Below are 15,345 nucleotides of genomic sequence, written 5' to 3' on the forward strand. Positions count from 1 at the left end.
GTTATCCCAGTCTTACAGGCAGGTTGCCCACGTGTTACTCACCCGTCCGCCGCTAACCAAGAGGTGCAAGCACCTCATGATTCGCTCGACTTGCATGTATTAGGCACGCCGCCAGCGTTCGTCCTGAGCCAGGATCAAACTCTCCAATAAAGTTGATTAGCTCAAAATGTTACGTTGGCTTAGCTTTTATATAAAGCTAAAAAATTGTTTGTTGACGTTCTTGTTTGTTTAGTTTTCAAAGAGCAATATTTCTTCGTTTACTTCGTGAACAACTTCGCTCAGAAGCAACTCTATTACTATATCATTTCGTTAACTTCGCGTCAATACTTTTTTTGAAAAGTTTTTAACGCCTGCGTGTTGTTAATCCGTTATTAACGACTGCTAAAATATAATAACACCATTACCAACTAACGTCAACAATATATTTAAATTAATTTCACCTCATTCGTTTAACTTCTTTATATAGAAGAAAGCCGACTCTCAAAATTGAGCTCCGGCTTTCTTTTGCTGAATACCGAGGAGTCAGAGCTAAAATCACCCTAATGAGTGACAACTTCTTCTCTTTTTATAAGGTTATGAGTTCTTATCACCCTTATGAATGACCGCTTCTTCCCTTTTTATAAGGTTACGGGCTCTCATCGCTCTTATGAATGACCGCTTTCTCCCTTTTTATAAGGTTACGGGTTCTCATCCTTTAAGATCTATATAACAAAAAATGCCGGCTCTCAAATCTCGAGAGCCGGCATTTTGCTTATTTCGTAATTTTAATAATCCCTGTTTGTTTCAGATCAACTTGACCTGGCTTTTCAATCACTACCTTTTCACCTTCTGCTAAGTTTGTGAAGACAATCGGCGTAATAATTGATGTTGCATGTTCTTTAATATAATCCAGATCAACTTTTAGTAATGGCTGACCTTGTTCAACAACGTCATTCTCAGCTACTAAGGTTTCAAAGCCTTGACCTTTTAGGTTTACGGTATCAATTCCAACATGGATGAGAATTTCGCGTCCTGTATCAGAGAGAATTCCAATGGCATGCTTAGTCGGGAACAGGTTAACGATTTTCCCATTTACAGGTGATACAATTGTACCCTCTACCGGAACAATCGCAAAGCCATCGCCCATCATTTTCCCAGCAAACACTTGGTCTGGAACTTCTGTGATTGGTTTTAGTTCACCTTTCAACGGTGCCATAAACCCTTCATCTTCTGTACTGCGTGCATTTTGAAGTGCATCTGGATTAATTTCCTCGATTTGCTGTTCCACACCCTTTTCTGGTGCTTTCACAGTGGTACGAGGTTTTTTACCATCCATAATGTCTTTCATTTGTCCTTTAATGGTTTCTGAACGCGGTCCAAAGATCGCTTGGATGTTGTTCCCTACTTCAAGCACACCCGCAGCGCCAAGCTTTTTAAGCTGTGCTTTATCAACTTCTTTAATATCATTAACAGAAACACGAAGGCGGGTAATACATGCATCTAAATGTGCAATATTTCCTTTACCGCCCATCGCATCTAAAATATTGGTAGCTAAATCACTTGACCCCGCTTTACCAGTTGGAGCTTGGTTTTCTTCTTCCTCTAATTCACGTCCTGGAGTTTTTAAATTAAAGGTACGAATCGCAAAACGGAAACCAAAGTAGTATACAACCGCAAAGACTAAACCTACAGGAATAACAATCCAAGCATTAGTTTGTGGGTTAATTAATCCGAATAGGATATAGTCAATTAATCCGCCAGAGAAAGTCATCCCGATTTTAACATCTAACATGTGCATAATCATAAAAGAGAAACCTGCAAAGATGGCGTGAATACCGAATAAAATTGGTGCTACGAATAAGAATGAGAATTCAATTGGTTCTGTAATACCTGTTAAGAACGATGTAAGGGCAGCTGACGCCATTAAACCTCCTACGAGAACTTTCTTTTCAGGCTTTGCTTCATGATAAATCGCTAAAGCTGCTGCTGGAAGTCCAAACATCATGAATGGGAACTTCCCTGTCATAAATGTTCCAGCTGTTAAATTTTGAACATTATCTGTGATTTGTGCCATGAAAATACGCTGATCTCCACGAACTACTTCTCCTGCTTTTGTAGTGTATTCTCCGAATTCATACCAGAAAGGAGAATAGAAAATATGGTGTAATCCGAATGGAATTAGTGAACGTTCAATGACTCCGAAAATAAAAGCAGAAATTGTTAAGTTTGCATGTACCATGTTTTGAGAGAACGCATTTAGACCATTTTGAATTGGCGGCCAAATGAATATCATCAACAGTCCTAAAAGTAGAGCAGTAGCTGCCGTAATAATTGGTACAAAACGTTTTCCTGCGAAGAATCCTAAATAAGATGGTAATTCAATTTCATAAAACTTATTGTACATTGCTGCTGCTAGTATACCAACGATAATACCGCCAAATACTCCTGTTTGGAGAGTAGGTATCCCTAGAACATTTGCATAGTTTAGTCCATTTACATCTTCTGGTGTAATCCCAAGGACCGTGCCCATCGTTACATTCATGATTAGGTAACCAATAATCGCTGCAAGACCAGCTGTACCTTCTCCTCCAGCTAAACCAACTGCTACCCCAACCGCAAACAAGAGCGGAAGGTTTCCAAAGATGATATCTCCAGCTTTTTGCATAACAGCTGCAATCATATCAACTGTGCTGTTATCTAAGAATGGAGCTAATTCTAGTAGTGCTGGGTTTCTAAGCGCTGCTCCCAAAGCAAGTAAGATACCTGCAGCAGGCAAAAGAGCAACCGGCAGCATTAACGCTTTACCGACTTTTTGCAAGACGCCAAAAGCTTTTTTAAACATAATATATACCTCCAATTTATTCATGGCTCATTAAGCGTTTTCATTTACCTGAGAAAAACAAAAAAAGGCATGAGTAAAAGTTCAATTGAATAAGGCTACGGGTATAGATTACCCAAAAACCTTTGTTTCAATTAATACTTTTCACTCATGCCTGATCGAATCAGTAACACGTAAAAAATAATAGCTATTTAAATTTTTTCTGTATTCGTTGCAAATGCATAGTTAAATATACCGCTTCTGCATCAAATACTTTCATTTTTAATGTTTGTTGCATCACTTTAATGAGCTTCCATGAGAGATTATAGCACACAGGATATTCTTGTTTCAATAGGGAATTTATTTTTTCTGGTTCTTCTACTTTTTCCCCTTTAATGACTCTCTCAATGGTAAATCGAAGGTGACGCACAAGCCTCATATAATCAATGCTTTCTTTATCAATATCAATTTCAAACTGCTCTTCGACCATCTTTACCAGCCTGCTGACGAGCTGGGAATGTTGATTTACGTCAGATAGGTTCCTTTTAGTCATTGCACTATGAATATGAAGCGCAATAAAACCAATTTCACCAATAGGCAGGTTCGCTCCGGTCTTTTCATTAATGAGCCGGACAACCTCTGTTGCAATTTCATATTCATGCCGATAAAGTGTTTTTGTTTCAACCAAAAATGGATTACTTATTTCCATTCCATTTCTTGCTCTTGAAATCGCAAACATTAAATGATCTGTTAATGCTACATGAATATGCTCATCTAGAAGCGTATTTGTTCTTTGCTTGATCAGACCAATAGCAGAGATAATTACTTCTAATAATTCATTATCTATAAAAGGAAGCAATTTAATATAATTTTGCTGTTCCTTTTCGTTTTTAAGTACAAATAGTTTTTCAACTGAATCCGTTTCAATAAATTCTCCATGTTTCCGATTGAAACCAATTCCTTTTCCGATCAAAACAACTTCCTCGTAGGAAGGGTGTTCAGCTATTAAAACATTGTTATTTAACACCTTATCAATCAACAGCTTTACCATAACCCTTCCCCCATTTCGTACCGATTATCTTTGTATTTCCATGTTATAAGAGACAAATCAAGAAGTCAACGACAATATTCGACAACCTTTATTTATACGTAATTCCCCTTATCGCTATTAAAAAGAATCCCACTGTAAATCCAAGCAACGCTAGTGTATCCTTTAGCAGTGTAGTGGGATGCAGGCTGCCACTGATGATTTCTTTAAACCCAGACATCGCCCAGCTTTGGGGTACAGCCAAAGAAATCTTTTGCATAAATTCGGGAACAAGGTCAATTGACCAATACACACCGCCAAGCATACATGTACTAACAATTAACACCGCTCCTATAGCGCCTGCTTGCTGTTTCGTTTTAACAATTCCAGCAATCATAAGACCAAAACCAACCACACATAATATCACCAATGAGGCAAAAGGTATCATGTAGGTTAAATTCCCCCAAGTGGTGTCAAACAACAGGTTCATAGCAGTCATTAATACAGCAAACTGAAACCAGCCCATTAAAAAATAAGCAATTAAATAACCTAAACTAATCTGCAGCTTACTTGCTGGGGTAACCATCAATCGACTCCACGTACCACCGATTCGTTCATCTAGAATAGTGGAAGCAGCACCCGAGAGACCAAACATCATAAACATGATAGCAAAACCAACAAACATTAAATTTATTTCCACTGTGTTGTTATCATCCCTTTGAATCGTTTGTTTTTCGATGGCAACTCCTTTACTGGATGCGACTTCTTCCAGTAAATCCGGTAAAGCAGCAGAATCGTTTTCCTCCGCAATCTTAAGGATGCGAATAATTAAGTTTGCTGTTCCTTGCAAATGGTGCTCTAAAGCAAGGTAATCTTCTGTTTTACTGCGAAGAATCACATCAAACAATTGTTGTTTTTCTATTAGTTTTTGTTGGATGTTAATGGGAATGACAATCGCAGCTACTGTATCCTGCTCTTCCACATGTTCTTTTGCTTCCTGCAATGTTACTTTATTCCACTGATAGTGTTCATTTTTCTTCAAAAGATTAAAGATTTCTGCACTATGTTCTTCTTCATTCATTACAACATCGACCACTGGTTTTGTTTGTTCTGACTCTATAGCAATTCCACCAAAAATCCAGCCAAATAAGCCCGGCAAAATAAACATCATAACCAAAGCTCCCGGTGATTTAAAAAGCCCCTTTAAATGAAGCCATGCAACTGCCCAAATTCTACGCATACTTCCCCCTCCTTTCAATTGAAAGGCGAAATAAGCCAATCGCAAAAAATAATAACCCTAAGCCAATCGAGCTCAATACGGCAGGTATAATTTCAAAAAACGATGACCCTGACATTAAATCTAAATAGGTTTGGAGCGCGAGACCATTCGGTAATATTTTAGAAACAGAAACAAACCAATCTGGGAATATATATAACGGCGCCATGCTCCCGCCTAAGGCAGCGAAAATCTGGGTTCCTAACATTCCAGCTGCATTAAAGGCTTTCTCTGTTTTGATAAAAGAGCCTGCCAATACACCCAAACCACAAGCACTTATGACAAAAGCAAATGTCATTATTACAACACCGGCGATTGAATTTCCCCAATCAACTCCAAATATAAACTTTGTGCCAATAATAATGACAAAAGCCTGTATTAAGGAAATAACGATTAAACCAATCATCTTTCCAGTAAGGTAGTTTATGTAGGTTAAATTTGATATCAACAAACGTTTAAAAACCTCTTGCTCTTTTTCGAGAATCATTGTCGAAACACCTTGAACGACGGTCATTAGCAGGAACATGACACCCATGGCTGCAGCATAGTACTGAAAAGAACTAACTGGATTCGCGTCTAAATCTATAGATGTTACATTGAGAAGATCATGACTAGGTTCTTCTAACGCGGCATTACCTTGAACAGGGAGTGCCATATTTGCTGAAATTGCTTCAATTGGTACCGTTTGAGCAAATTGTTCCATTACACTTGAAACGATGGTTGCTTTAATACCTGGATCAGGAACAGTGATTAGCTTTACACTCGCTTGTTCTCCCGTCATTAACGAAGCTGTAAATTCCTCATCGATAACAATTCCTACATCAAGTTTATGTTCCTTAATTTTTTCAACCATTTCTTCTTCTTGAAAATATTTGACCTTAATTTGATCAGATAGTTCCTTCTCGAAAACCTCTTCCGATAATACTCCGCCTAGCTGCCCTTGATCCAAATTAACAATTCCCAATGTAAATTTTTTAATTGTAACAACATCATTACCATCCATCATATCGCCAAATGCTGATCCTAAAATAGCAATTAACAAAAGAGGCATCGCGATTAATGTTAATAACGCCTGTTTATCACGAACAATAATCATTAAATCTTTCCACGCCAGCCACCAGGAAGTCATCATCATTCCCCCTAATCTCTTAAGCTTCTTCCAGTTAAATGCAAAAAGACACTTTCTAGGTTAGGTTCAACAATTTCCACAGATGAAACCTTCGTCCCGTTTTTTGTTATTAACTGGATTAATTCACTAAGAATCGCTTGCGGTTCTTTATGAAAAACGGTAAGCAAATTGTCTTTTATCAACACATCTTTTTCCAAAACAAGACTTTCTATTAAACCGCTTATCTCTAAATTGTTTGGCTTTTCATTATCCATAGTGATGATTATTCTTGACCGATCACCGATGGCCTCCCTCAACTCACGGAGGGTCCCGCAGGCAATTAACTCCCCGTGGTCGATTATCCCAATCCGTTCACAAAGGTATTCCACTTCCTCCATATAATGACTTGTATAGATAATGGTCATTCCATTTTGATTTAAGGATTTTACGGTATTGAGAATATGATTTCTTGACTGCGGATCGATTCCCACTGTCGGTTCATCCATGATTAATACTTCTGGTTTATGCAGGATTGCTGCACCAATATTTACCCGCCGCTTCATCCCGCCCGAAAAAGTACTGATTTTATCCTTAGCCCGGTCTTTCAGCCCAATGATTTCAAGGACTTCATCAACAGCTTTTTCAAGAGCATTTCCAGATAAATCATACATCCTCCCCCAAAACTTTAGATTCTCTCTTGCTGATAATGTCTCATAGAGTGCAATTTCCTGAGGGACCACACCTATCGACTTTTGGGCTTGTTTTGGATTTTTGATAACATCAACACCCGTTATTTGGATACTTCCTGAGGTCGGAGGGTATAACCCGGTGATCATGTTGATTGTAGTGGACTTTCCTGCACCATTTGGTCCAAGCAAACTGAAGGACTCGCCTTTCTCCACCGAAAAGGACACACCCTTCACTGCTTCTAACTTTCCAAAGCTTTTTCCCAGCTCCTGAACGTTTAGTATCTTCACTTTCGACACTCCCTTCCCATTCCCTTTCATATACCCCTATCATACAGCAGAAAATTGGAAAATTTTATCTATTTTTATGAAAAATAAAAATATTTTGTGAAATAGTTCACAGCACAAAAAAAGAGCCTGCGATCATCACAGACTCTTTCAACAACATTATAAAAATAAGAAGTAAAGAACGAAAATAACAAAGAAGAAGTACATGATTGGATGAATTTCTTTCTTACGCCCTTTAACAATCATTGTAATTGGGTAAAAGATAAACCCAATTGCAATCCCTGTTGCAATGCTATATGTCAAAGGCATAGCAATCATAGTAAGGAAGGCTGGTACAGCAACTTCAAATTTCGTCCATTCAATTTTCCCTAATGAACCTACCATCAGCGCCCCAACAATGATTAAGGCTGGTGCTGTTACGGCTGCTGTTACTACTGATAATAACGGGAAGAAGAACAATGATAGTATAAACAACGCTGCTGTCACAAGTGATGCAAAACCTGTTCTTGCACCTGCTGCTACCCCAGCAGATGATTCAATATAAGATGTTGTCGTTGAAGTACCTAGGACTGCACCAACCGTTGTTGCTACTGAGTCAGCAAGTAACGCTCTGCCTGCCCGTGGTAATTTATTGTCTTTGATCATTCCTGCTTGATTCGCCACCGCTACAAGTGTCCCAGCATTATCAAAGAAATCGACAAACAAAAGGGTCAAGATAACTCCAAGCATGGCCATTGAGTAAAACGAACTATCTGTTAAAGAAGAAAACGCAGCTCCAAATGTAGGTGCTATACTTGGAACGGAATCGACAATTTTATCTGGTGTATCAATTAAGTTAAAAATCATTCCTACGATAACAGTAATAATCATTCCGAAAAATACTGCACCATTAATTCCTCTAGTCATCATAATAACTGTTATAATTATCCCGAAAATAGCCAGCAAAGTTGGTCCAGCTGTCAAATCACCTAATCCAACAAGGGTTGCATCATTGTTTACTACAATACCTGCACTCTGCAATCCAATAAAAGTTATATATAACCCAATACCTGCTCCAACGGCATGCTTTAACTCAATCGGAATCGCATTGATTAATTTCTCACGTAAACCCGTAAGTGTTAATAAGAAGAAAAATACACCAGAAATGAATACTGCACCTAAAGCATGCTGCCATGGAACGCCGCTTCCTAGCACAACTGTATAAGCAAAAAAGGCGTTCAATCCCATACCTGGTGCTAAGGCAATCGGGAACTTTCCTAGAAGACCCATAATAATAGATCCAATCGCTGCAGCCAAAGCGGTTGCTACAAATACTGCTCCGTAATCCATTCTAAGGGCATCTGGTAAATCCGGTACACTTGATAGTGTTAATGTCAGCGGGTTAACAACTAATATATAGGCCATCGCCAAGAAGGTAGTCATTCCGCCAATAATCTCACGGCGATAATTCGTCCCTAATTCTTTAAACATAAAATACTTCTGCATTTTCTTTCCCCCTAAGAATCTATCTTTTATAAAAACAAAAAACGCTCCGATATCTCTACCGGAACGCTTGACTTGGGGCAAGTGTAAATAATAGAGGATTACCCTCTTTTTATAACACTGCCTCGTAGTCAAGCCATTTAAGGTGGCTCGGTAGAAACTTTTGGGCCATATTCCCAAGATTATACGAGATAAATCGACAAATTATTTACTTCCCATTTATCTTACCAAGGATTTTTCTCTTTGTAAACATAAAAAGCGAACGTTTTTTAAATAATATTTAAAAACGTTCGCTTTTAGAACTAATATATAAATTTTATTCCCATTCAATGGTTGCAGGCGGCTTACTCGTAATGTCGTAGACCACACGGTTAACATGAGGAACTTCATTCACAATCCGAGTTGATATAACCTCGAGCACATCCCATGGGATACGTGCCCAATCGGAAGTCATCCCATCTATAGAAGTGACTGCACGGATACCGATTGTATAATCATATGTGCGAGCATCGCCCATTACACCAACACTGCGAATGTCCGGCAGTACCGTAAAGTATTGCCATATTTCACGATCCAGTCCAGCCTTCTTTATTTCTTCCCTTAGGATCCAGTCAGATTCGCGAACAATTTCAAGTTTGTCATCAGAAATCGCTCCTAAAACACGAATTCCAAGCCCTGGTCCAGGGAAAGGCTGTCTCCAAACAATATCATCCGGAATTCCAAGCTCAGTGCCAAGTGCGCGAACCTCATCTTTAAAAAGGGTATTCAACGGTTCGATCAATTGAAATTGCATATCCTCAGGCAATCCGCCGACATTATGATGAGATTTAATCGTTTGTGCTGTTGCGGTTCCACTTTCGATGATATCGGTATACAGCGTTCCTTGTGCTAAAAAGTCAATACCTTCAAGCTTTGTTGCTTCGTCATCGAATACATAAATGAATTCATTGCCAATAATTTTTCGCTTTTTCTCAGGATCTGAGACACCTTCTAGCTTAGATAAGAAACGTTCTTTTGCATCCACTTTAATGACATTCATATGGAAGCCTTCTGCAAAGGTCTTCATGACACTTTCCGCTTCATTTTTACGAAGAAGCCCATGGTCAACAAAAATACAAGTTAATTGATCTCCGATTGCTTTATGAATGAGTACAGCAACAACAGAAGAATCTACTCCACCGCTAAGGGCACAAAGTACTTTCTTATTGCCAACCAGCTCACGAATCTTTGCCATTTCCACTTCAATGAAATTTCCCATCGACCAATCGCCTTTACATTCACACACATTAAACACAAAATTCTTAAGCAGCTCATTTCCATATACGGAGTGACGTACCTCTGGGTGGAATTGAACAGCGTATAATTTTCGCTCCTCATTACTCATCGCTGAAATGGGGCACGATGGGTTTGTTCCATCAACGGTAAAGCCAGCTGGTGCTTCGACAACCAAATCCCCATGGCTCATCCAAACCACTTGCTCCTCGGGCATATCATGGAAGAGCTTCGTTTGATTTTGAAGGTTCATTACTGCCTTCCCATATTCACGGTTCTTCGCTTTTTCAACTTTCCCATTAAAGTGAACAGTCATTAATTGCATGCCATAGCAAATTCCTAAGATAGGCAGACCCATTTCAAAAATTTCCTCATCGCAGCGGAAAGAGTTTTCATCATATACACTATTAGGACCACCGGAAAAAATAATCCCGCTAGGATTCATTTTTCTAATTTCCTCTGCAGTAATAGTATGCGGGTGCAGTTCACTGTATACACCAAACTCACGAATCCTCCGTGTAATCAACTGATTATATTGACTTCCAAAGTCTAAAACAACAATCATATCCTGCGTACCTGTCAAATTGGCCACCTCTTCCAAAATAATACTGTTAGTATTTACAAAAATAGAAAAAAAAACTAGAATTCTCCCTCCAAATACCAGGAAGGCAGAATTCTAGTTCTAATAATTACTATAACAGAAATTCCTGCCTTCATAGTCAGATCATTTACGGTGACCCGGTAGAGACTCTCGAACCAATTTTCGAGGATATATGAAGATAAGTTAAATGTATTAAATTCTTAACACATTGTAACAATAGGTTGTTTTTCTGGTCAAGCAATTGTCTTTTTAATTAAATTTTCCCACAATTCACGTGAATCCTTCCAGCTTCCCTTCGGGAGTTTCTGATGGTACAGATATTGCTCATAGCTGTCGGTCAGCTTTGACATCTCCCTAGATGCAAAGAAGGTATCGATGTATCGTGCATAATTTCTAAGTGTTTGATTTTCATTACGTTTTAGCCCGTAGCGTTCCAATTGCTCTAGAAGAATGGGGTAAGCCTTCCCAATGTTTTCATCTTTTTTTCTTAAGCGAAACTGAAGTAAATATAAATGCGGAATCCACTTTCCTCGTAATCGATATACCAGGCCAGCAGCCCCCACAATGATTGCAAAAGATAGCGAAATGAATTTCCAGTAATTATTAAAAAATATTTTTATACTCGACCAGATACCATTAAATGAAAAGGATTGTTTCTCACCCTTCGCACTGCTGCTATCTTCCTCCTGGTTCTGTTGTGGTTTTGGTGCCGGCGGAGCAGTTGTTTCCGCAGCCTCAGGTGTTCCATCTGGATTCGTAAAATCAATCGAAACGTCATTTGTAAAACCCTTAGTTGGTTCAAAAGGAACCCATCCTTGGTTAGGGAAATAAACTTCCACCCATGAATGTGCATTATTATTAGTGATTTCATAGATTGATTTCGAAGTATCACCTTCGCTATAATCCATAAACTCTCCACCGGTATACCCTTTCACCCAGCGAGTAGGAATGCCTACTGTTCGAAGCAGAACCGCCATCGAAGTGGAAAAATTATCACAATACCCTACCTTTGAATCAAATAAAAATTGATCGACATAATCATCATTTTCTCCTGGAACAGCGACATTTTTTTGATCATAACGGAACTCAGAGCCGCCAAAATGACGCTCAATTGCTTTTGCTTTATCAAACCAGTTTGTTTCTCCTTTTGTAATACTTTCTGCTAATTCCTTAATTCTTTCCGGAAGATTCTCTGGAAGCTGCGTATATTGGGCAAGGAATGCTGAATCAATCTGTACCGGGTCGACAACACTCGTCTCCCTTAAATCAATTGCTTCATATTGTGGTATTTTATATTCAACTGTATAGGCATCCGGAGCAATAGGCTTAGAATCAAAACCGAAGATAGAAATCTTTTCCTTTGTTGAATCTATTTCCAAGGTATAACTGCGTTCAAATTGCGCTCTTTGGATACCTGCAGGATAAATAAGGTGCTCATAATCCATAAATAAGAATAATCTTGCAGATGCATCCCTGGTTTCTACCGATGATGGAATAGAGCTAACAGGTATTACCTCATCCCCGCCTATTTGAATAGAAGTTGAACTTGAAGGAATCCAGCCTTTCCCCGTATAATGATCCTTTGTTTCTACCTTCCAATAATTCTTTTGCCTTGCTTCTGCCTTAAATACGATACTGTCATCCCCAATAAATGGGCCGCCTAATTGAGTATCGTCGGTGCCGTAACCAACTTTAGAAACACCTGTACCATTTGCATCATCTCCGCCTTTATTGCCAGCAGCCTGGAGATATGGAACAGGGTCGGGCCATATTGGTTCGAACTTAGGTGCAACAATCCCAATGATCACGCTAAACGCAATCATTAAAACTAATGGTCTCATCCATTTTCGCGTAATAATAGAATCTGTATTTACCTCTTCCTTAGCCAAGATTCTGTAATAGGTTAACATCCCCATGACAGCAAAACCCACAACAACGGTTCGAACAATCGCTGTTTTCGCGCTATAGAGCGTAAAAGTATCCAAAACCGTTATGTAAATAAGTGTCATAAAGAAGAAAATAAAAATCCTTTTTCGGTTTAAGAGCCAATAGTTGACTAAGTAAACCATTAACCAAAGCAAAATAAAAAACAAAAGTGTTCGAAATTCATTTGTTATCCCTAACCAATTAAGCGCTATAATGGTACTAAAATTACTAGTCAAATTACTTAAAAAGGAAGACAGCCAGTCTAATTGAAAGAATCCTGTATCATAATGGAACATATGAACAGAAAAGAGGATAAACCATATCTTTAAAATCATTTGCCAAATCCACTTTAATCTTAAAAAGGATACTGCAAATGAAACCAGAATAAAAATCACAAACATTTCAATATGGTCCGTTTGCGTTAATTGCTCCACCGGACGCAGCCATTCCCATAAAAGCAAAAATCCTAATAAATAAACAAGAAAAGCTTGAAGATTTCTTTTCATCGTAAATTCACCTCCGAAAAGGCAGAAGCAAATTCCCCTTCATGAACCATTAGAACCCGTACATTTCGTGCATTTGCAAGTGCGATAAGGGATCTTTCACTTTCAGCAGGAGATTCTTTTTCTCCTTTTATCAGAAAAAGTGTAATCTTTCCTTTCCTTTGTCCTAGAAAACCTGCTTTTTCTATTAAAGGCTTTGTTAATTGGGCTGTTACGAGTAAGAAGGATACCGATTGCTGGATAAACATTCCCTCCGTCTCTAACACCTTCTCAAACGAGGAAGAACTTTTTGCTTCTATCCTAGCAAGATGATAAAAGAGCTGATGCAGTTGATCTTCTCCGCCCCTAATAGGAAATGATGCTCTATCAGTGCTAATCGTTAATAGCCCCGTTTGTGCTCCCTTTTTTAGAACAGCTCGTAATAAAGAGGCAGTAAAGGAAACAACCCCCTCAAAGTGCTTATTAGGAGAACAGTCCATTACAACAAACACATCATGGGATTGGCGTTGTTCAAATTCCTTCGTCATGATTTCGTTCCGTTTTGCTGAGGCTTTCCAGTTTATCCATGAGAAGCGGTCCCCAGGCTGGTAATCCCTTACACCAATTGCCATTGTGGTATCCCGCTGGACCCGTTCTCGTGAGGCAGTCATCCCTTGGTCGAAATGAGTCTCAAATGGTCGGTAAACCAACTCCGTATAAGCTGGATAGGCGATGACTTTACTTTCCATAGAATATACTTTTTCTTTTTCAACTAAGCCTAGAAGGTCTCCTGTTCGAACGATAAAGCTATTGAATATATGCTCACCCCGCGGCAGACTATCAATCCTATATTCATAGGAAAATTCCTTCTTAAAACCAGGTAATACTAGTGCCTTTGATTTCTTCTTCTGAGAAGAACGAGAAAGTGTTTCCGATAATTTATCTTCAATAAGTAAATAGAAGATAGGAAAGATAGAGTTTCTCTTCACATTTACAGTAACCGTTAAAGACTCACCGGCATTATAGTCTGTTTGGGGAATTTCACGAGTAATTTCCAGCTCATTCAGTGAATAGAGTGATAGGCCTACACAATAGACAGCAAACGGTATGAAACTATAAAATAAAAACCAGCTTACAAATCCCCCTTGAAACATCGCATAGGAAAACGTAAGCACAATCAAAAATAGTAAGACAACAAACTTCCATACTTTTTTGAATGGACTCCACAATTTCTTCATCATTACTTCACAAGCCTTCGGACGGGCACCGGAATTCTAGCAATCACTCGGTTGACAATTTCTTCTGCTGTAATTCCTTCAAACCTTGCTTCTGATTTCAAAATAATTCGGTGCGATAATACAAATGGTGCTAAATACTGGATATCATCCGGAAGACAAAAGTCACGGCCGTACATGAAGGCATAAGCTTGTGCCGCTTTCATTAAAGCTATTGACCCCCTTGGACTGGCGCCAAGGTAAACCCCAGGAAAGTGTCTCGTCTGGTTAACGATATCCACAATATAGCGCTTTATCGTATCATCCACGTAAACTTCTTTTATTTCTTTTTGCAGCGCGATTAATCCTTCAAGGTCAATGACCGGATAAAGGTCTTCGATGGGTGGAACTTTCTGTGCCCTGTTAAGAACTTCTATCTCTTCATCTACTTCTGGGTAGCCCATTTTCATCTTCAACAAAAAGCGGTCAAGCTGTGCTTCTGGCAGTGGATAGGTTCCTTCGTACTCGATTGGATTTTGGGTGGCCATAACAAAGAATGGTTTTTGAAGTCGATGGGTAATGCCATCAATCGTTACACTTGCCTCCTCCATCCCTTCAAGTAAAGCCGACTGGGTTTTGGGTGAGGTTCGGTTAATTTCATCTGCGAGGATAATATTCCCCATCAACGGTCCTGGTCGAAATTCGAATTCCATTTCCTTTGGATTATAGATTGAAATTCCGGTCACATCTGAGGGTAATAGATCAGGAGTAAACTGGATCCTCCGGAAGTTAGCATTAACAGACTTCGCAAGTGCACGGACCATCATCGTCTTTCCCACACCTGGTACATCTTCCAGCAGTACATGCCCTTCTGCTAATAAGGCAATAAGGCTAAGCTCGGCTACATTTCTTTTTCCAATCATAACCTTTTCAATGTTTATAAGAATCTTCTCTATCGTTGGGTTCATTTGTTCACGGGCCAAGTTACATCCTCCTCATGGGTCTTTCCGTTTTAAGACATTATATCTGTATATTCTATTTTTTACTGTAAAATTCCTGTAAAAAGTTACGCAATACCAAAAATTCCAATAAATATTAGACGGATGAGCACCGCGAATGTTTCAACGATAATTTTCTTCCGCCAACATATGTAGTGAATTATTTATTTGCTCGATATGGAAAATAA

General features: G+C 39.0%; 10 protein-coding genes, 1 rRNA gene and 2 riboswitches. All 11 genes read right to left on the bottom strand.

The window, feature by feature from the left end; all coding sequences use genetic code 11:
* Positions 1-150 (bottom strand): 16S ribosomal RNA (locus MLOOGBEN_RS22930); the annotation flags it as partial.
* 601 nt (positions 151-751) lie between these two features.
* A complete protein-coding gene (gene ptsG / locus MLOOGBEN_RS22935) occupies positions 752-2,821 on the bottom strand; it encodes a glucose-specific PTS transporter subunit IIBC (protein WP_179160605.1) in 2,070 nt (689 codons plus the stop codon).
* A gap of 184 nt (positions 2,822-3,005) precedes the next feature.
* Complete coding sequence (gene glcT / locus MLOOGBEN_RS22940; protein ID WP_179160606.1) at positions 3,006-3,848, bottom strand: glucose PTS transporter transcription antiterminator GlcT; 843 nt, start codon at positions 3,846-3,848, stop codon at positions 3,006-3,008.
* Between the two features lie 88 nt (positions 3,849-3,936).
* Positions 3,937-5,064, bottom strand: coding sequence for an ABC transporter permease (locus MLOOGBEN_RS22945; protein ID WP_179160607.1), 1,128 nt, complete (start codon positions 5,062-5,064; stop codon positions 3,937-3,939).
* The gene (locus MLOOGBEN_RS22950; RefSeq protein ID WP_179160608.1) at positions 5,057-6,229 is read right to left on the bottom strand and encodes an ABC transporter permease; all 1,173 of its coding nucleotides are present in this window, start codon (positions 6,227-6,229) and stop codon (positions 5,057-5,059) included. Before MLOOGBEN_RS22950 ends, MLOOGBEN_RS22945 begins: the two co-directional genes overlap by 8 nt.
* Positions 6,230-6,240: 11 nt before the next feature.
* Entirely contained in the window at positions 6,241-7,179 is a 939-nt protein-coding gene (locus MLOOGBEN_RS22955) for an ABC transporter ATP-binding protein (RefSeq protein WP_179160715.1), read from the bottom strand.
* A 162-nt stretch (positions 7,180-7,341) separates the two neighbouring features.
* The gene (locus MLOOGBEN_RS22960; protein WP_179160609.1) at positions 7,342-8,667 is read right to left on the bottom strand and encodes an NCS2 family permease; all 1,326 of its coding nucleotides are present in this window, start codon (positions 8,665-8,667) and stop codon (positions 7,342-7,344) included.
* A gap of 105 nt (positions 8,668-8,772) precedes the next feature.
* Positions 8,773-8,874, bottom strand: a riboswitch (purine riboswitch).
* A 106-nt stretch (positions 8,875-8,980) separates the two neighbouring features.
* Positions 8,981-10,501 carry a glutamine-hydrolyzing GMP synthase gene (gene guaA, locus MLOOGBEN_RS22965; protein WP_179160716.1) on the bottom strand — a complete coding sequence of 507 codons (1,521 nt, stop codon included), beginning with the start codon at positions 10,499-10,501 and terminating at the stop codon, positions 8,981-8,983.
* 131 nt (positions 10,502-10,632) lie between these two features.
* A riboswitch (purine riboswitch) is annotated at positions 10,633-10,733 on the bottom strand.
* A gap of 37 nt (positions 10,734-10,770) precedes the next feature.
* A complete protein-coding gene (locus tag MLOOGBEN_RS22970) occupies positions 10,771-12,969 on the bottom strand; it encodes a transglutaminase TgpA family protein (RefSeq protein ID WP_179160610.1) in 2,199 nt (732 codons plus the stop codon).
* A complete protein-coding gene (locus tag MLOOGBEN_RS22975; protein WP_306430765.1) occupies positions 12,966-14,186 on the bottom strand; it encodes a DUF58 domain-containing protein in 1,221 nt (406 codons plus the stop codon). The genes MLOOGBEN_RS22970 and MLOOGBEN_RS22975 overlap by 4 nt, the downstream gene beginning before the upstream one ends.
* The gene (locus tag MLOOGBEN_RS22980) at positions 14,186-15,127 is read right to left on the bottom strand and encodes an AAA family ATPase (RefSeq protein ID WP_483296401.1); all 942 of its coding nucleotides are present in this window, start codon (positions 15,125-15,127) and stop codon (positions 14,186-14,188) included. The genes MLOOGBEN_RS22975 and MLOOGBEN_RS22980 overlap by 1 nt, the downstream gene beginning before the upstream one ends.
* Between the last annotated feature and the right edge of the window lie 218 nt (positions 15,128-15,345).

Origin of the sequence: Bacillus sp. EB106-08-02-XG196 (assembly GCF_013396335.1) — a bacterium.
GTDB lineage: Bacteria > Bacillota > Bacilli > Bacillales > Cytobacillaceae > Neobacillus.

What these genes read in the sequence shown, in the direction of transcription:
- ptsG (WP_179160605.1), bottom strand. Translation starts at nt 2,821, where the DNA reads ATGTTTAAAAAAGCTTTTGGCGTCTTGCAAAAAGTCGGTAAAGCGTTA.
- glcT (WP_179160606.1), bottom strand. Translation starts at nt 3,848, where the DNA reads ATGGTAAAGCTGTTGATTGATAAGGTGTTAAATAACAATGTTTTAATA.
- MLOOGBEN_RS22945 (WP_179160607.1), bottom strand. Translation starts at nt 5,064, where the DNA reads ATGCGTAGAATTTGGGCAGTTGCATGGCTTCATTTAAAGGGGCTTTTT.
- MLOOGBEN_RS22950 (WP_179160608.1), bottom strand. Translation starts at nt 6,229, where the DNA reads ATGACTTCCTGGTGGCTGGCGTGGAAAGATTTAATGATTATTGTTCGT.
- MLOOGBEN_RS22960 (WP_179160609.1), bottom strand. Translation starts at nt 8,667, where the DNA reads ATGCAGAAGTATTTTATGTTTAAAGAATTAGGGACGAATTATCGCCGT.
- guaA (WP_179160716.1), bottom strand. Translation starts at nt 10,501, where the DNA reads ATGATTGTTGTTTTAGACTTTGGAAGTCAATATAATCAGTTGATTACA.
- MLOOGBEN_RS22970 (WP_179160610.1), bottom strand. Translation starts at nt 12,969, where the DNA reads ATGAAAAGAAATCTTCAAGCTTTTCTTGTTTATTTATTAGGATTTTTG.
- MLOOGBEN_RS22975 (WP_306430765.1), bottom strand. Translation starts at nt 14,186, where the DNA reads ATGATGAAGAAATTGTGGAGTCCATTCAAAAAAGTATGGAAGTTTGTT.
- MLOOGBEN_RS22980 (WP_483296401.1), bottom strand. Translation starts at nt 15,127, where the DNA reads ATGAACCCAACGATAGAGAAGATTCTTATAAACATTGAAAAGGTTATG.